This window comes from Lentzea sp., assembly GCF_036380075.1.
Lineage (GTDB): Bacteria > Actinomycetota > Actinomycetes > Mycobacteriales > Pseudonocardiaceae > Lentzea.
In genome coordinates, this window is record NZ_DASVFL010000060.1 from 14,355 (window position 1) to 30,580 (window position 16,226).

Genomic DNA, 16,226 nt, shown 5'->3' on the forward strand with positions numbered 1-16,226 from the left:
CGCTCGTGCGCGTGAACACCGCGCCCGGCTGGTACCCCGACAACGCCGACCCGCGCTTCGTGCGGTGGTGGGACGGCACCCAGTGGACGCCGCACACCCAGCCGCGCCGGCAGCAGACCGACGCCCACCACCTGGAAGTGCAGATGGGCGGCACGGGTCAGGACCGCGTCGCGCAGCAGGTGCGGCGCGCCGGAATCCAGCAGCCCGTGGCCGGTGGCGGCGGCACGCTGTTCTCCGAGCCCGTCCTGGTGGTGAACCAGAAGGCGAAGCTCGTCGAGATGTCCAACTCCTACGTCATCTACGACCAGCACGCCCGCCACATCGGCACGGTCGAGCAGGTCGGCCAGTCCGGTGCCGCGAAGGCGTTGCGCGCCTTCACGAAGATGGACTCGATGCTCGACGTGCGGCTGGAGATCCGCGACGTCCAGGGCCACCCGGTGCTGCGCGTCACCCGGCCGGCGACGATCTGGAAGTCCAAGGTGCTGGTCGAACGCGGTGACGGCGCGCCGGTCGGCGAGATCGTCCAGGAGAACGTGTTCGGAAAGGTCCGGTTCGCCTACGTGTGCAACGGGATGCAGGTCGGCGGGATCTACGCGGAGAACTGGCGCGCGTGGAACTTCTCGTTGCGCGACCACACCGACACCGAGGTCGCGCGCATCACCAAGACGTGGCAGGGCATGGCGAAGGCGATGTTCTCGACCGCGGACAACTACGTCGTGCAGTTCCACCGGCCGGTGCAGGACCCGTTGCTGAGCATGGTCATCGCCTCCGGTGTCACGGTCGACACCGTGCTCAGCCAGGACCAGGGTTAGCCGCCAGGCGGAGCTCGTCGACCTCCGCCTGGAACCCCGCCGCCGTCAGGATCTCCTCCGCCTGCCGCCAGTGCTCGCGGGCCTCCTCGGCGCGTCCGGCGCGGTCCAGGGCGTCGCCGAGCACGCGCAACGACCGGCCGAGCTCCGGCGGCGAGTCCATCTCGCGCGACTGGTCCACCGCGAGCGACGCCAGCTCCAGCGCTTCCTCCGGCGTCCCGGCCAGCCCGGACCTCAGGCGCCACACCCAGATGCGGCCCTGCCGGTCGTCGTGCTCCTCGAAGAACTCCCACGCCTGCCGCAGCTGCTCCTCGGCGGGGACGACCTCGCCCGACCGGATCAGCGTGTCCGCGAGGAAGAGCCGGATGTTGGCCGCCATGTCCGGATCACCGAGCCTCTGCGCGGACGCGAGCGAGGTCCGCAGGAACTCCGCCGACGCCGCCAGGTCGCCGGTGAACTGGTGCAGCCGGCCCAGTTCCAGCGTCGCCATCAGCGCGCTCTGCTCGTCGCCCAGCCCGCTCGCGAGCCGCCGCGCCCGTTCCAGGTAGCCCGACGCCGCGGTCAGGCCGCCGGCCCGCCGTTCGATGGCGCCCAGCGAGCACAGCACCTCGATCTCGCCGTGCGGGTTGCCGGACGCGACGAACCGGGACATGGCCTCGCGGTGCGCCTCCCTGGCCTCGGCGGACCGGCCGCTCCACTCGTGCATCCAGCCCATGCCGCTCCAGCCGTAGGCCTCGCCCCACACGTTCCCGATGGCGGCGAAACCCTCCTGCGCCGCCTGGAAGTCCTCCGACGCCGCCACGTAGTCGTGCATCCGCACGCGCAGGATCCCGCGCTGCTGGAGGAGAACCGGTCTGCGGTCCGGCGGCGCGCACGACAGCCCGACGCGGTTGATCTGCTCCCAGTCGTCGAACCGGGCGCGCAGGTCGCAAAACGCCGCCGACCGGATCGCCAGCTCGGCGGCCTGCGCGTCCAGGCCCAGCGCGACCGCCTGGGTGACGAGGGCGTGGATGTTCTGCCACTCCGCGTCGAACCAGGCTGCGGCGTCGCCCAGGTCGAACGGGTCCAGTGCCCGGGGTTCGAGCCGGACCGCCTGGTGCGGCAGCTCCGCGTCCGCCCGCGTGGCGAGGTCCAGCCACTGCTCGAACAGCGCCTTCAGCGCGACGGCCGGGTCCTCGGACGCCGCCTCGCGGCCGAACGCGCGCAGCAGGTCGTGCAGCCGGTACCGCACCTGCCCCAGCGCGTCGCGGCCGGCGTAGTCGACCAGCCGGGCGTCGACCAGCGCCTCGACGTGGTCCTCCGCGTCGTCGGGGTCGAGGCCCAGCAGCGGTGACGCCGTCCACGCCGGGAAGTCCGGGGTGTCGACCAGCGACAGCAACCGGAACGCCGTGCGGTGCGACTCGCCGAGCCCGTCGTAGGACAACGCCAGCGACGCGCGGACGTCGAGGTCGCCCAGCGACAGCTCGTCGAAGCGGCGGCGTTCGTCGGACAACCGGCCGGCGAGCTTCGCCAGCTGCCAGTGCGGGCGGGCGACGAGCCGGGCCGCCGCCACCCGCAACGCCAGCGGCAGCTTGCCGCAGTAAGTCACGATCTCCCGCGCCGCTTCGGGTTCCGCGGCGCACCGCGCCTCACCGACGGCCGCGCGCAGCAGCGCCAGCGCGTCGTCCGGCGGCAGCACGTCCAGCGGAACGACGTACGCCGCCTCCAGCCCCGCCAGCACCGCCCGTGACGTCACCAGCGCCGCACCGGACGTGGTTCCCGGCAGCAGCGGCCGCACCTGCGCCTCGGTGGTCGCGTTGTCCAGCACGACGAGGACCCGCCGGTCCGACAACAGGTCCCGGTACAGGTCCACCCGTTCGTCCACAGAGGACGGGATGGCGCCGCCGGGGACTCCGAGGCCGCGCAGCAACCGGTCCAGCGCCGCCGCGGGTTCGACGGGCCTGTGCTCGCCGCCGCGCAGGTTCAGGTACAGCCGGCCGTCCGGGAACGCGTCCCGCACGGCGTGGGCGCAGTGCACGGCCAGCGACGTCTTGCCGACACCGCCGGGTCCGGTGATCGTCCACGTGCCACCGGCGCGCAGTCCGGCCGTCAGCAGGGCGACCTCGTCGGCGCGGCCGGAGAAGTCGCCGACCGCGGGCGGCAGCCAGGACGGTCCGGACTGGACGGCGACCGGCGCGGACGACCCGGCGAGCACCTCCATGTGCAGCGCGCGCAGCTCGTTGTTGGGGTCGATGCCGAGCTCGTCGGCGAGCACCTCGCGCGCGCGGCGGAAGACGTCGAGCGCCTGCGCCTGCTGACCGGTGCGGTGCAGCGCGAGCATGAGCTGGAACCAGAACCGTTCCCGCAGCGGGTGTTGCGCCACCAGCGACCGCAGCTCGTCGACGACCCGGTCGTACCGGCCGAGCTGGAGCTCGGCGTCGTTGCGGCGTTCCAGGACCTCCCAGCGCTGCTCGTTCAGGCGCTGCACGTCGGTCTGCTCCACGCGCAGCGACGAGACCTGGTCCAGCGCGGGCCCGCGCCACAACGCCGCCGCCTCGCCGAGCAGCCGCGCCTCGGTCTCCAGGTCCGGCGCGCGGCGGGCCTCGGCGCGCAACCGCTGGAACGTCAGGAGGTCGAGCTGGTCGTCGTCGAGGTGGATCGAGTAGCCGGTCGGCCAGGTGCGCACGAGCTTGCGGTCGGCGAGGTCGTCCAGCGCCTGCCGCAACCGCATGACGTACGTCTGCAAAGTCGCCCGCGCGGAACCGGAAGGCTCGTCGCCCCAAAGGTGTTCCATCAGCTCGTAGGACGACACGGGAGCGTTGGCTTTCATCAGCAACGCCGAGAGCAGGACGCGTTGCTTGGCCGAACGCAGTTCCACGACCTGTCCGGAGTCGATGACCTGCAACGATCCGAGAACCCTGAACTCCCATCGCCGCTGCATGGGCCCGATCCTAACCAGCCGGTAACCCCGCGTGTCAGCGAAATGTCAGCGGGTCACGTGATGCTTCTCGCCCATGAGGAGGACAACCTTTCCCGTGGTCGACGCGTTGTCGTTCGGGCTGTCCACGGCAGACGACGCGCCGGCCGAAAGCGTCCTCCGCCAGGTCGGCACCGCGATCCGCTGCTGATCACCCGGTCCGGAGCGGTCCCGGCCCCCCAGGCGGGTGCCGCTCCGTCACGGTGCCGCCGGGGCCCGCAGCCCGAACCTCTCCGCGGGCCCCGGCGACGCCCGGTCGCTCAAGCCGCGCCCTGCGACCTCATGAACACCCCGAGCCGCGCCGACAGCTGGTCCGCGGCCTCGTTGCCGCGCAACCGGTCCGCCTCCTGCTTGAGCGGCCGCATGCGGTCGCGCGTGCGGGCCGAGCGGATGGGCCCGGACACCGCCATCGCCCGTTCCCCGACCTCGCAGGCGCGTTCGGGTTCGTTCTGCACCAGGTAGTTGACCGCGAGCGCCGCGAGCCGGAACGACTGGCTGCGCGACGCGTCCTGGCCCCCGGCCGAGATCGCCCTGGTGAGCAACGGGATCGCCGTCCGCGCGTACTTCACGTCGCACGTGCGCGCCAGCTCGGTGTGGACCATGCCGCCGATCGACACCAGGTCCGCGAGGTCGAAGAACCGCGCCCACGGCGGCGCCTCCTCGGTCTCCGCGCGGTCGAACTCGTCCTGCGCGCGGGCGAACTGGCGCAGCGCCTGCCTTTCCGCGCCCATCTTCGCGAGCGCCCACGCCTCGTTGGCGTGCAGGATCGACACGGCGAGCGTCGAGCCGCTGGCCTGCGCGATGGGCAGACCGAACCGGAACGACGCCAGCGCGTCCTCGGCGAGCTCGTAGTGCAGGTGCACGCGGCCCATCCGGTAGTGGATGTTGGCCTCCAGCGCGCTGTTGCCCGACGCGCGCGCCAGGTCCATCGCCCGGCCGAAGTGCCGGTGCGCGGACTCCAGCAGGCCCAGGTCGAACGAGGCCCAGCCGGCCAGGTTGTGCAGGTCCGCGATGGCCACCTGGAGCCGGTGCAGCACCCGTCCCGACGAGCCGGCGTCGAGCAGCGGGTTCGCCCAGCCGAGCAACGCCACGCAGGCGTCCCGGCACGCGCCTCCGCCGTACTCCTGGTCCAGTGCCCGAAGCGCGCTCGTCAACGTTTCGACATGCCGCACATCGGTTTTGTCCACGCGAGCTGGAAATGCTTCGCCGTTGAACACAGCTGGTCCTCCTGACGTACGTCGGAAGCTCTCCGTGGAGATACCCGTCACGCACCGCCGGTATTCACCGCGCCGCCGTCACCATCCCATTGTTCGGCCTGGTCGGAAAGGGGTCTTCCGGTTCGGAGGAACCGAACCCGTTCGCACGGTGAGGACGTCTCACCGGAATGGCGGCCCGAGTCACTCTTGTGCGCGCTCCCTCCGCGAACCGGAGTCAGTCCACTCGGGACGGTCTAGGCGCGGCGTTCCGTCACCCAGGTCGCGATCTGCGCCCGCGACGAGAACCCGAGCTTCTGCAGGATCCGCTCCACGTGCCCTTCCGCGGTCCGGCGCGCGATCACCAGCCGGGCCGCGATCTCCTTGTTCGACAGGCCCCCGGCGATGAGGTCGGCCACCTGCTGCTCGCGCCGGGTCAGCGGTGTGGGCTCCGCCTCGGCCGGCCGCGCGCGTTCGCCCTGCTCCTCCCCGATCGCGAACGCGATGGCGTCCTCCAGCTCCAGGTCCATGCCCTTGCGGAACACCGCGCGGAACTCCTGCTCGCCCAGCACGGAGATGGCCTCGGACTCGCACGCGCCGTGCGGGGCGCCGAAGTGGCGCGAGCCGAACATCGGGTAGCCGACGGTGTGCCAGATCTCGTTGGTGGCGCCCAGCAGCGTCGCCGCGCGCGCCGCGTTGCCCTGCGACGCCGCGATCCAGGCCAGCACCTCCAGCGCGAGCACGATGCCGAGCAGGTCGTGGAACGTCCGCTTGATCCGCAGGCACTCCTTGCCGAGCTGGTCGGCGCGCGGGAAGTCGCCGCGGACCCACGCGCACAACGCCAGCACGTAGGTCGCGTACGCCTGCGCCCACAGCTCGCCGTGCTCCTCGCCGACGGCCTTGGCCTCGCTGCAGAGCCGTTCCGCGGCGGCGAAGTCGCGCTGGAACGTCGCCGAGATCGCCAGTTCCACGTCGGCGAGCATGGTGTGGCTGTTCACCGTCCCCTGGCCGCGGTACAGGGTCTTGGCCTCCAGGAACAGCGCGTCGGCGAGGGCGAGGTCGTCACCGATCAGGTGCGTGCAGGCGAGGCGGTGGGTCGCGTAGGCCAGCGCGAGCCCGTCCCCGGCGTCGACGGCGTAGGCGCGGCACTCCTCCAGCATCCGCCTGGACGCGGGGATGTCGCCCTGCAACGTCGCCACGTACCCGTTGACCCACAACGCCTTCGCGCGCAACGGGCCCGGCGCCGCGTCGGCCAGCGCGCGGTCCAGCCAGTGGCGGCCCTCGCCGAGCATGCCGCAGCCGGCCCAGTAGAACCACAGCGTGCCGGCGAGGTGCACGCAGTGGTCGCCGTCGTTGTCGAAGCAGAAGTCCAGCGCCGACCGGAGGTTCTGGTGCTCCAGCCGGGTCAGCGCGAAGATCTGCGGCTGCGCCGGGCCGAACCACTCCCCCTCCCGCCGCCGGGCCCACTCGATGTAGTGGTCGCGGTGGCGTTGCCGCACCACCTGTTCGCGGCCGGCCCCGCGCAGGTTCTGCAGGCCGTACTGCCGCAACGGCTCCAGCAACCGGAAGCGCGTGCCGGACGGGTGCTGCTCGGACACGACGACGGACTTGTCGACGAGACCGGTCAGCGACTGCATGATCCCGTCGGGCGGGGTGCCGTCGCCGGAGCAGACCCGTTCCGCGGCCTGGAGGTCGAACGTCCCGGAGAACACCGACGCCCGCGCCCACAGGACCTGCTCGGGCCGCGTGCAGAGGTGGAAGCTCCAGTCCACCGCGGCCTGCAACGTCTGGTGTCGCGGGTCGCCGCCCCGCTTGCCGTCGGCCAGCACCCGGAACGTGTTGTCCAGTCTGGACAGCAGGTGGTCGAGCGTCAGCACGCGCAGGCGCACGGCGGCCAGCTCGATGGCGAGCGGAATCCCGTCCAGGAGCGCGCAGATCCTGCTGACCTGCTCGTGGTTCTGCGGTCCGAGGACGAACCCCGGCTCGACGGCGGCGGCCCGTTCGGCGAACAGCGCGAGCGCCGGGTCCCTCGGCAGCGGCGCGACCTGCCACAGGTGCTCGCCGTCGACCCCCAGGCGTTCCCTGCTGGTCACGAGCACGCGCAGGCCGCGGGAGGACCGCAGCAGCACGTCCACGAGCTCGGCGGTGGCCTCCACGACGTGCTCGCAGTTGTCCAGCACCACCAGCAGCTGCCGGTCGCGCAGGTGTTCCACCAGGACCGTGTGGTGCCGTCGGACCGTGTCGTCGTGGACGCCCAGCTGTTCCAGGACGGTGTGCACGACCAGTTCCGGGTCGGTGACGCCGCCCAGCTCGACGAACCACACGCCGTCGCGGAACGCCCGGTGCAGGTCAGCGGCGAGCCGCAGAGCCAGTCGCGTCTTCCCCACCCCGCCGACACCCGTCAGGGTGACCAGGCGCGACTCGGACAGCAGCCTCCGCACTTCGCCGACGTCGTGCCTGCGGCCGACGAAAGCAGTGGTGTCGGCAGGCAAGTTGCCCTTGCGACCCGGGGAAAGCGAACCGCCCACAGCGGCACCCTAGGTCGGCCCGTTCTTCCGCTGCAACGCGGTCCCCCGGAGGCACCAACGCCGAAACACGGGTAGTTACCCCCTAGGGCCGATGCAGTCACCGGGTGAGCCTTGAAGGCTTGGGACACACCTGTGGGAGGGGGACCCGTGACCGGTGAGGGCCTGGAGGTGGACGTCCGCGAGCAGAACGGCGTGCTCGTCGTCCGGTTCAGCGGGCGGCTCGACTGGACGACGTACCTGCGCGTGCAGGACGTGCTGCTCGACTGCGCCACGAAGGAGCTCGTGGGCGTGGTCGTGGAGCTCGACGACCTGGTCGCGGAGTCGCCGGCGCTGCTCGTCGTGTTCGACGTCGTGTGGCTGTCCGCGGCGCGCTGGCCGGGCATCTCGATGAGCCTCGTCGTGAGCGACCACCGGCTGCGCTCGACGCTGGAGTCGCGCGGGCTGCCGCGGCACATCCCGATGCACGCCACGACCGCGACGGCGGTGGCCGCCGTGGTGCGGCTCAAGCACGAGGACCGGGTGGACGCGGCGCTGCCGACGTGCCGCTGCCTGCCGCACGTGACCGAGCGGATCACCGAACGCGCCTGCGAGCGGTGGGGCGTCCAGTCGATGCTCGACGTCGCGCCGCAGGTAGCCGTCGAGCTGGTGTCTCACGTCGAGGACGACAGCCCTCTGGCGCTGCTGCTGCGCATGCGTGGCGACAAGTTGTCCGTCGCCGTGCGCACGACCGCACGGCTGGACCTCAAGCAGTGGCACGTCATGCGGCACAACGTCGCGTCCATCGCCGTGTGCAACTTCAGCATGGGCGAGACCCCGGCCGGCTGCGGACGGCACATCATCTGGGCGTTGCTCGACGTGCCGGCGGACAGCGGGCGACCCCCGATCTTCCTGCCGGAGGCCGCAGCCTTCACCCACCAGGGTTAACACTTCCGGGTCGTCGTTCTACCTGGCGCGCATCGCGGCCAGGCTCGTCCGGCACGCTCGGACGACCTGGCGGTTCGCTGCCGTGTCCGGCGTGCGCGTGCCGCAGTTCGGGCACGACAGGCGCGCCGTCGTCTCGTCGACGAACACCTCGAGAGGGCTGCCGCACGGACGGCACCAGCGGTGGCCGGTGACGGGGATGACGTGCTCGGGCTTGGTCACGCACTGGTGCAACCAGCGGCGATGCAGCCCGCACGTGACTCTGGCGTGGGGGTCGAGGCCGAGCTCTTCCGCCAGGTCCTCGGCGTCGAGGACAGCGGTCATGGCCGGGTCGGGGGTCGTGCGGGAGGTCACCAGTCGCAGGTGGGCGCGTCGCCTCATGTGCAGAACACTGCTCCTCCGGAGCGGGCGTGCCTACCCGCATTAATACCTGTTCAATCGCGCCGCGAATGGGATTCCACTGCGCCGTGCATCTCTTCTCAGCTTGTCACGAGCCCTTTACGCTCGGATTTCAACGGCGCAGAGGTGTGTACCGACATGGCGAATCCTGCGTACTTCCCTCCTCCGCACTCCGCCCGCATCGGGATGAGCGATGTGGACCAGCTGGAGGCGCAGACGCGTTCCCTGCGCTCGGTGGACTACCGGCACGGCGGAGGGGCCTGCCGGGACGCCGTCGTCGTGCGGATCTACTGGGCGCAGCAGCTGCTGGCGGCCGAGGCGTCCGACGTCGTGCGCTCGCGGCTGCTCTCCGCCGTCGCGGACCTGCACAACCTGGCCGGGTGGACGTCGTTCGACAGCGGCCAGGTCGGAGCGGCGTACCACCACTTCGACCGCGCGCTGGACTTCGCGCGCCACGACGAGGATCTGACGACGAACATCGTGTACCGGCGTGGGCGCGTGCACCTGCATCACGGCGCGCCGGGCGATGCGTTGGCGTACTTCCAGAGGGGAGCGTTCGCGCCGTTGGCGTCGAGCATCATGTTCGTGAACGAGGCTTGGGCGTACGCACGCCAGGGACGTTCCGATGAAGCGGTGCGCGCGCTGGGCAGGGCGAAGGACTCGTTCGCGGCCGCGGACCTGGCGCACGCGCCGGACTGGGCGCGGTTCCATGACGAGACGGACCTGGTCGCGATGACCGGGATCGTCCACGCGGAGCTCGGCGACACCCGCGCCGCCATTCCCGCGCTGCGTTCGGCGATCGAGAGCTTCGGGCCCGCGATGGCGCGCAGCTCGACGTTCTGCCTGATCGCGCTGGCGACGTGCCACTTCCTGGACGGCGACGCCGACGAGGGCACGGCCGTCGGGACGCGGGCGATGAACGCGGCGGAGGAGCTGCGGTCCGAGCGGGTGTGGGACCGGATGCGGCCCCTCGTGCAGGCGGCGGCTTCTCACGGCGTGTCGTTGCCCTGACGATCTTTGCAGAACCCGAACATTCGGCGGACCTGGTCCTGACGGTGCTCCGCCATCGTTCGTGGCATGAACATCTCGAAGATCGGTGGGCTCGTGATCGGACTGCTGCTGCTCGGCGCGGGCACCGCGTCGGCGCAGGAGCCGAGCACGCCCAGCCCCGAGAAGGTGCAGAAGACGTGTACCGAGCGCGTGCCGCGGGTCGAGGCCAAGGTGAAGGCGCTCACCGACCGGATCAACGGCACGGCGGAGACGCTGGGCTCGAAGAAGTGGATCGAGCAGAGGGCCGCCGAGGCGCGCAAGGACGGCAACACGGCCCGCGCGGACGTGCTGGACGCCCGGTTGAAGCTGCGGGACGCGCAGCTCGTCAAGCTGGGGAAGACCTCGGAGCGCATCGCCGAGTTCAAGACCAAGCATTGCGGTGCCAAGTGAGGTGGGTCGCCGCGGTGCTGCTGGTCATGTCGCTGACGGCGTGCCGCAGTGAAGCGCCGGCAGCGGACTTGGATGATGTGGAATCAACGTTGAACAGCATCGAGTCGGACATCAACCAGCCGGGGTGAACGCGTGGAACGTGGCCTGGTGCTCGTCGTGGAGGACGAACCGGCGATCGCCGAGCTCGTGGCGCTGTACCTGCGGCGCGACGGCTTCGGCGTGCACCTGGAGTTCTCGGGGGACGCGGCACTGGCCGCGGTCCGCTCGCTCTCGCCCGTCGCGGTGGTGCTCGACGTCGGCCTGCCCGGCATGAACGGCATCGAGGTCTGCCGGGCGCTGCGGGCGTCCGGCGACTGGACCCCGGTGCTGTTCGTGACGGCCCGCGACGACGAGGTGGACCGCCTGCTGGGCCTGGAGCTGGGGGCCGACGACTACATCACCAAACCGTTCAGCCCACGCGAGCTGGCATTGCGAGTGCGCACGGTTCTGCGACGTTCGTCCGCGGTCGTGCCGGTCGTTCTGCAGGTGGGTTCCGTACGGCTCGATGTCGGCGAACGGCGCGCGTTCGCCGGTTCTGACGAGGTGTCCTTGACGTCGACGGAGTTCGGGCTGCTCTCGCACCTGATGAAGCACCCACGCCAAGTGTTCTCGCGAGAGCAGCTTCTCTCGGCCGTGTGGGGCTATTCGTCCGTAGCCGGCACACGGACCGTGGACGTCCACATCGCGCAGCTGCGCGCCAAGTTCGGAAGCTTGAGTCCTATTCGGACGGTGCGCGGCGTCGGCTACTCGGCGGACGCGTCATGAACCTGGCGGCGCGGATCGCGTTGGTGTGCCTGGGAGTCGCGTTCGTCGCGGTGCTGATCGCCGGTGTCGTGTCGACCCGCCTGGTCCTCACCTCCTCGCAGCAGGTGAGCCGCGACATCCTGAGCTCCCAGGCCGACGTCGTGGCGGGCCAGATCTCGAACAACCGCGTCGAGCAGGTCCTGGAGGGCCAGGGCATCGCGATCGTGCGGATCTCCGCCACCGGCGAGGTGACCGGCTCCGACCGTGCCGCCGTCCGCGCGGCCCGCGACGTCAAGGCGGAACGCGTCCTGACCGGCACCCCGGTGACCGGCGTGAGCGGCCGCCTGAACGTGGAGGCCCGTCCCTCGGGCTCGGGCGGCTTCGCCCTGGTCCAGGAGACCGAGACGAGCGGCACCTACCGCAAGCTGGTCCGCAACATCCTGTTCGCCCTGGGCATCGGCCTGGTCGTGGCCTGCCTGGCGGGCCTGGCCGTGGGCACGGTGCTGGCCCGTCCGCTGCGCAGGGTGGCGTCCGTGGCCCACTCGATGAGCGCGGGCCGCCGAGACCTCCGCGTCCCGGTCGTCGGCACGGTGGAACTGGCCGAGGTCGCCACCTCCGTGAACACACTGGCGGACGCGTTGCAGCACAGCGAGTCCCGCCAACGCGACTTCCTGCTCTCCGTCTCCCACGAGCTCCGCACCCCGCTGACCGCCGTGACGGGCTTCGCCGAGTCGCTGGCCGACGGCGTGGTCACGGGCTCGCAGGTGGCGCCGGTCGGCACGGTGATCCTCGACGAGGCCAGGAGGCTCGACCGCCTGGTGACCGACCTGCTGGACCTGGCCCGCCTCGGCGCCGACGACTTCCGCCTGGACCTGGCGACCGTGGCCCTGGAACCGGTGGTCCGCTCGGCCGCCGAGGTCTGGCACGCCCGCTGCCACGCCCGCGGGGTGGCGTTCGCGCTGGAAGTCTCCGCCTCCCCGGTGGTCCACGCCGACGCCCGCCGCCTGCGCCAGGTCATCGACGGCCTGCTGGAGAACGCCCTGCGCGTCACCCCAGCCGGCCGCCCCGTGGTGCTGGCCCTGTCGTCCGTCCTGCAAGTCCGCGACGGCGGCCCCGGCCTCGCCGCCGAGGACTACCCCGTGGCGTTCGACCGCGGCGTGCTGCACGACCGGTACCAGGACTCGCGGCCGGTGGGGACCGGTGTGGGGCTGGCGCTGGTGCACGGGCTGGTGACGCGGATGGGCGGGACGATCACGGCCGGTCCGGCGCCGGAGGGCGGCGCGGCGTTCACCGTCACCCTGCCATCCGCTAACACGATCGGGTGAAATCGCGATCTGTCCACCATGGGGGACACGACAGCTTCCACGCTGCTCTCGCGGAGAGCTGACGCTGACACCGCTGAAAGCCGCCGCGGAGCTGTTGGCTTTGCACGGAAATGAACTCGCGTTCTCCGGCCTAGCTGCGCACGCACTGGGAGCAGGCGCGCTCTACTTCGCCTGGGGCAGCTTGACCTTCTTCTTCGAGCCCGGCGCCGAAGGCGGCGGAACCACGGGCCCGATGTCCCCGTCCGGCGCCTCGTCCAGGTCCACGATCACCGGCGCGTGGTCGCTCGGCCCGGTGCCCTTGCGCGCGTGCCGGTCGATCCACGCCGCCTCCACCCGAGGCGCGACGGAGTCGGACGCCAGGACCAGGTCGATGCGCATGCCCAGGTCGCGGTGGAACATGCCGGCGCGGTAGTCCCAATAGCTGAAGATGCGCTCGTTGGGCCAACGGTCGCGCACCACGTCGTGGAAGCCCAATGCCTCGATGGCCTGCAATGCGGCGCGTTCGGGCTCCGTGACGTGGGTCGATCCGATGAACGATTCGGGGTCGAAGACGTCCGCGTCGGCCGGGGCGATGTTGATGTCACCGCACACCAGGGCGTCCGCGGGACCGGCGTCCAGCACGTCGCGCAGGGCGGCCAGCCACTCCAGCTTGTACTTGTAGTGGTCCGACTCCGGCTCACGGCCGTTGGGCACGTACAGCGAATGCACGCGCACGCCGCCGCACGTGGCGGCCACGGCCCGTGCCTCGACGTGCGGGAAACCCGGCGCGCCCGCGATGCCGACCTCGACGTCCTCCAGGCCCACGCGGGACAGCAGCGCCACACCGTTCCACTGCGTCTCGCCGAACAACGCGACCTCGTACCCGCGCTCCCGCAGCGCGTCACCGAGCAGCGCGGTGAAGGCGTCGTCGGCCAGCTTGGTCTCCTGCAGGCACACGACGTCCGGCTTCCGCTGGTCGAGCCACGGCAGCAGGCGGGGCACGCGTTGCTTGACGGAGTTCACGTTCCAGGTCGCCACTCGCACCCGTTCCACGGTAGTCATGGCGGCTCGAGCGCGCATGGAACGTCCTCAGGCACCGCGCTCGCCCGGCACCGTCGAGGCGTGCGTGGTGGGGCAGGTCGGATTCGAACCGACAACCTGACAGATTATGAGTCTGCTGCTCTGACCGGTTGAGCTACTGCCCCCTCGCAGCGGCACCCGTCCCCTGGCTCACGCTGCGTGGTGGAGGATACCGATCACGCCGAACGGGTCTTGCGCGCCCCCGTGGCGAGCGACACATAGGCTTGCACGCGTGCGTCTGACCCTCCGCGACTTCACCCCGGCGGACGAGCCCGAGGTGCTGCGGCTGTTCGCCGACTGCGACGACTGGTTCCAGGCCGCCACCGGTCACCCGTCGGGGCCCGGTGACGTGCAGAGCCTCTTCTACGCGTTGCCGGAGGAGGCCTCGTTCGAGCAGAAGCGGCTGCTCGTGGCGCAGGCCGAGGGCATGATCGGGTTCGTCGACCTCGTGCTGGACCACCCGCGGGAGAACCACGCCAGCGTCGGGTTCTTCCTGGTGCCCAAGGACCTGCGGCGGTGGGGCATCGGCACGGAGATGGTCAGGGCGCTCGCCGAACGGTTCCCCGACGTCACGCGCGTGCACGTGCGGCTCGACGACTTCGAGCCCGGCAGGGAGTTCCTCAAGGCCACGGGGTTCGTGCTCGACGGTCAGCTGGCCGTGCTGGAGCTGGCGCCGAGGTCCGACGGGCGGTAGCCGTCCGGGTAGCCGGGATAGGTGCGGTTGCGGGTGCTGGTCAGCTTCAGCGCGCGGCGCACCGGCAGCCGGCGGACCACCAGAGCCCGGCACCGCAGCGCCAGCCGTCCCGCGGCGCCGACCCACGCCGGCGGTGCGGTGAAACCGAAGGCGCGCACCATCAGCGGGTCCAGCATCGCGATCACGGCGCGGGAGACGGCCGGCTTCAGCACGGACGGGTACCAGGAGCAGAACAGGTCGAGCGTGTACTGGCCGATGCGCCGGTTCGACGGCGCGAACACGAAGTGCTCCTGCTCGTAGGCCGTCTTGAAGCCCAGGAACTCGTCGTACGAGGCGGGGATCTCGCGGATCCCCATGCGGGCGCCGACTGCGCGGTAGAAGTGGAACGACGCCAGCCGCTCGTTCTGCGTCAGCGGCCGCCAGCCGTAGCGGGAAAGCCACTCGATCGGGTCGAAGATGAACGTCGACAGCACGTACAGCATGTCGTCGTTCGAGATGTCGTAACGGCCGTGCTGGCGGTTGACGACCCGCAACGCCTCACGGCCGCGCGGCGAGTCGTAGCCGTGCTCCACGAGCTCGGCCATCAGGACGGCCGTGTCGTCGTAGCGCTTCTGCGGCCGCCTTTCGAACTCGCCGGTGCGTTCCAGCAGCCCCGAGATCGTCGGCACGCAGTACGTGCGGAACAGGGCCATCTCCAACGACTTCTGGTAGTCCCACGGGAACTCCAGGCCCGCGGAGATCCGCATGATCTCCTCGTGGTCGGCCACGGGGTCGAGCGAGGAGATCCGGCGGAGGTGAGCGAAGCGGGCCATGCACCCAAGCTGACGCACACCCGCGCAAAGCGAAAGGCCCCAGTCGTATGGACTGGGGCCTCCGCGTAAGCTCCCCCAACTGGACTCGAACCAGTAACCCTGCGATTAACAGTCGCATGCTCTGCCAATTGAGCTATGGGGGAATGTTCTGTTGTTCTTGCCTGTCAGGCTTGGTTCCTCCTGACAGTGGGTAACTCTACATGAGCCTCAAAACGGGTTCTGCAAGGACCCCCTCTTTGCGGCAACATAGGCCTTGACCAGGCACGATGAGAGGAGAGCCGGATGAAGGGCATCTTGGTCGGCGCGGCGATCGGCTACGTGCTCGGCGCCAAGGCCGGGCGGGAGCGCTACGACCAGATCGTGCGCCTCTGGCACCGCTTCACCGCGAACCCCACGGTCCGCAAGACGGCGAGCCAGGCCAAGGACAAGGCGTTCGAGGCCGCTCACCAGGCGAAAGACGTGGCTGCGGACGCCGTGGAGAAGGCCGCCGAGAAGGCTCCGTGGAAGAACAAGGAGCAGTCCAACGGCCTGCCCGTCACGCGCCTCACGTGACGATCTTCACACCTGCGCCACCGCGAAGATCCGCCTGAACGGGAACCAAGTCGTGCCGTCGGCTCGCCGGGGATATGCCTCGCGCAGCCGCGGCGCGAGTTCCGCGACGTAGGCCTCCCAGTCCGCTGAGGACAGTGCCGCCCGCACCGGGCGCAGGGCCGTGCCGCTCACCCAGTCGAGCACCGGGTCGTCCCCCGTGAGCCGCTGCACGTACGTCGTCTCCCAGACGTCCACTGTGGAGCAGCCGCCCAGCAGGTCCGCGTACTCCACGGGCGCCAGCACGGGTTTGTCGGCGCGGAAGACGTGCGCCAACGCCTCTCCGCCCACCTCGCGGATGAGGCGGTGCGACGGGTCGGCGAAGTTGCCGGGCACCTGGAACGCGAGCCACGCGCCGGACGGCAGCGCGGCCACCCAGGACGACACGATCGAGGGATGTTCCGGAATCCACTGGAGCACCGCGTTGGACACCAGGACGTCGGTGTCCGGCGACGGCGTCCACGTGGTCACGTCGTCCACCCGCGCGTCGACGCCGGCGGCGCGAGCCGCCTCCACCATCTCCGGGGACGAGTCGAACGCCTCCACCACGGCCGAAGGCCAGCGGGCGGACAGCGACGAGGTCAGGTTGCCGGGGCCGCAGCCCGCGTCGACCACGCGCCGCGGTTCCTCGGCCCCCACGCGCGCGACTAGCTCGTAGAACGGCCGCGCCCGGTGATCGGCGAAGGCCAGGTACTGCGCCGGATCCCACATACGGCTAA

General features: G+C 70.9%; 15 protein-coding genes and 2 tRNA genes. 8 read left to right on the top strand and 9 right to left on the bottom strand.

Annotated features, from left to right (window positions below; genetic code table 11):
* Positions 1 to 11 precede the first annotated feature (11 nt).
* Complete coding sequence (locus VF330_RS07240) at positions 12 to 812, top strand: phospholipid scramblase-related protein (RefSeq protein WP_330850726.1); 801 nt, start codon at positions 12 to 14, stop codon at positions 810 to 812.
* Here the strand turns inward: VF330_RS07240 and VF330_RS07245 are convergent.
* The 3 genes from VF330_RS07245 to VF330_RS07255 form a co-directional block, all read right to left on the bottom strand.
* Entirely contained in the window at positions 793 to 3,729 is a 2,937-nt protein-coding gene (locus tag VF330_RS07245; RefSeq protein WP_330850727.1) for an AfsR/SARP family transcriptional regulator, read from the bottom strand. The two genes, VF330_RS07240 and VF330_RS07245, sit on opposite strands and share 20 nt — an antisense overlap.
* 296 nt (positions 3,730 to 4,025) lie before the next feature.
* Positions 4,026 to 4,919, bottom strand: coding sequence for a hypothetical protein (locus VF330_RS07250; RefSeq protein ID WP_330850728.1), 894 nt, complete (start codon positions 4,917 to 4,919; stop codon positions 4,026 to 4,028).
* Between the two features lie 296 nt (positions 4,920 to 5,215).
* A complete protein-coding gene (locus VF330_RS07255; protein ID WP_330850729.1) occupies positions 5,216 to 7,450 on the bottom strand; it encodes an ATP-binding protein in 2,235 nt (744 codons plus the stop codon).
* Positions 7,451 to 7,633: 183 nt separating this feature from the next.
* Between VF330_RS07255 and VF330_RS07260 the strand changes: the two genes are divergently transcribed.
* On the top strand, positions 7,634 to 8,410 hold the full coding sequence (locus VF330_RS07260) for a hypothetical protein (RefSeq protein ID WP_330850730.1): 777 nt from the start codon (positions 7,634 to 7,636) through the stop codon (positions 8,408 to 8,410).
* Positions 8,411 to 8,428: 18 nt separating this feature from the next.
* Here VF330_RS07260 and VF330_RS07265 read toward each other — a convergent pair whose 3' ends face one another.
* Positions 8,429 to 8,788 carry a hypothetical protein gene (locus VF330_RS07265; protein ID WP_330850731.1) on the bottom strand — a complete coding sequence of 120 codons (360 nt, stop codon included), beginning with the start codon at positions 8,786 to 8,788 and terminating at the stop codon, positions 8,429 to 8,431.
* A 156-nt stretch (positions 8,789 to 8,944) separates the two neighbouring features.
* Between VF330_RS07265 and VF330_RS07270 the strand changes: the two genes are divergently transcribed.
* From VF330_RS07270 to VF330_RS07285, 4 genes are all read left to right on the top strand, one after another.
* Positions 8,945 to 9,817, top strand: coding sequence for a tetratricopeptide repeat protein (locus VF330_RS07270; protein WP_330850732.1), 873 nt, complete (start codon positions 8,945 to 8,947; stop codon positions 9,815 to 9,817).
* A gap of 66 nt (positions 9,818 to 9,883) precedes the next feature.
* The gene (locus tag VF330_RS07275) at positions 9,884 to 10,246 is read left to right on the top strand and encodes a hypothetical protein (protein WP_330850733.1); all 363 of its coding nucleotides are present in this window, start codon (positions 9,884 to 9,886) and stop codon (positions 10,244 to 10,246) included.
* A 132-nt stretch (positions 10,247 to 10,378) separates the two neighbouring features.
* A complete protein-coding gene (locus tag VF330_RS07280) occupies positions 10,379 to 11,050 on the top strand; it encodes a response regulator transcription factor (RefSeq protein WP_330850734.1) in 672 nt (223 codons plus the stop codon).
* Positions 11,047 to 12,354 carry a HAMP domain-containing sensor histidine kinase gene (locus tag VF330_RS07285; protein WP_330850735.1) on the top strand — a complete coding sequence of 436 codons (1,308 nt, stop codon included), beginning with the start codon at positions 11,047 to 11,049 and terminating at the stop codon, positions 12,352 to 12,354. The genes VF330_RS07280 and VF330_RS07285 overlap by 4 nt, the downstream gene beginning before the upstream one ends.
* Positions 12,355 to 12,516: 162 nt before the next feature.
* Here VF330_RS07285 and VF330_RS07290 read toward each other — a convergent pair whose 3' ends face one another.
* Positions 12,517 to 13,386 carry an exodeoxyribonuclease III gene (locus VF330_RS07290; protein WP_330850770.1) on the bottom strand — a complete coding sequence of 290 codons (870 nt, stop codon included), beginning with the start codon at positions 13,384 to 13,386 and terminating at the stop codon, positions 12,517 to 12,519.
* Between the two features lie 74 nt (positions 13,387 to 13,460).
* Positions 13,461 to 13,538 (bottom strand) — tRNA-Ile (locus VF330_RS07295).
* A 107-nt stretch (positions 13,539 to 13,645) separates the two neighbouring features.
* Between VF330_RS07295 and VF330_RS07300 the strand changes: the two genes are divergently transcribed.
* The gene (locus VF330_RS07300; RefSeq protein ID WP_330850736.1) at positions 13,646 to 14,107 is read left to right on the top strand and encodes a GNAT family N-acetyltransferase; all 462 of its coding nucleotides are present in this window, start codon (positions 13,646 to 13,648) and stop codon (positions 14,105 to 14,107) included.
* Here VF330_RS07300 and VF330_RS07305 read toward each other — a convergent pair.
* Together VF330_RS07305 and VF330_RS07310 are read right to left on the bottom strand one after the other, a co-directional pair.
* On the bottom strand, positions 14,062 to 14,919 hold the full coding sequence (locus VF330_RS07305) for an oxygenase MpaB family protein (RefSeq protein ID WP_330850737.1): 858 nt from the start codon (positions 14,917 to 14,919) through the stop codon (positions 14,062 to 14,064). The genes VF330_RS07300 and VF330_RS07305 overlap by 46 nt on opposite strands.
* A 70-nt stretch (positions 14,920 to 14,989) precedes the next feature.
* Positions 14,990 to 15,062, bottom strand: a tRNA-Asn gene (locus VF330_RS07310).
* A 139-nt stretch (positions 15,063 to 15,201) separates the two neighbouring features.
* Between VF330_RS07310 and VF330_RS07315 the strand changes: the two genes are divergently transcribed.
* Positions 15,202 to 15,471 carry a YtxH domain-containing protein gene (locus VF330_RS07315; protein ID WP_330850738.1) on the top strand — a complete coding sequence of 90 codons (270 nt, stop codon included), beginning with the start codon at positions 15,202 to 15,204 and terminating at the stop codon, positions 15,469 to 15,471.
* Between the two features lie 6 nt (positions 15,472 to 15,477).
* Here VF330_RS07315 and VF330_RS07320 read toward each other — a convergent pair whose 3' ends face one another.
* Entirely contained in the window at positions 15,478 to 16,218 is a 741-nt protein-coding gene (locus VF330_RS07320; protein WP_330850739.1) for a trans-aconitate 2-methyltransferase, read from the bottom strand.
* Positions 16,219 to 16,226: the final 8 nt, after the last annotated feature.

Bases quoted from the DNA above. Each gene is read 5' to 3' on its own strand.
- VF330_RS07245 (WP_330850727.1), bottom strand. From the start codon at position 3,729: ATGCAGCGGCGATGGGAGTTCAGGGTTCTCGGATCGTTGCAGGTCATC.
- VF330_RS07265 (WP_330850731.1), bottom strand. From the start codon at position 8,788: ATGAGGCGACGCGCCCACCTGCGACTGGTGACCTCCCGCACGACCCCC.
- VF330_RS07270 (WP_330850732.1), top strand. From the start codon at position 8,945: ATGGCGAATCCTGCGTACTTCCCTCCTCCGCACTCCGCCCGCATCGGG.
- VF330_RS07275 (WP_330850733.1), top strand. From the start codon at position 9,884: ATGAACATCTCGAAGATCGGTGGGCTCGTGATCGGACTGCTGCTGCTC.
- VF330_RS07285 (WP_330850735.1), top strand. From the start codon at position 11,047: ATGAACCTGGCGGCGCGGATCGCGTTGGTGTGCCTGGGAGTCGCGTTC.
- VF330_RS07305 (WP_330850737.1), bottom strand. From the start codon at position 14,919: ATGGCCCGCTTCGCTCACCTCCGCCGGATCTCCTCGCTCGACCCCGTG.
- VF330_RS07315 (WP_330850738.1), top strand. From the start codon at position 15,202: ATGAAGGGCATCTTGGTCGGCGCGGCGATCGGCTACGTGCTCGGCGCC.
- VF330_RS07320 (WP_330850739.1), bottom strand. From the start codon at position 16,218: ATGTGGGATCCGGCGCAGTACCTGGCCTTCGCCGATCACCGGGCGCGG.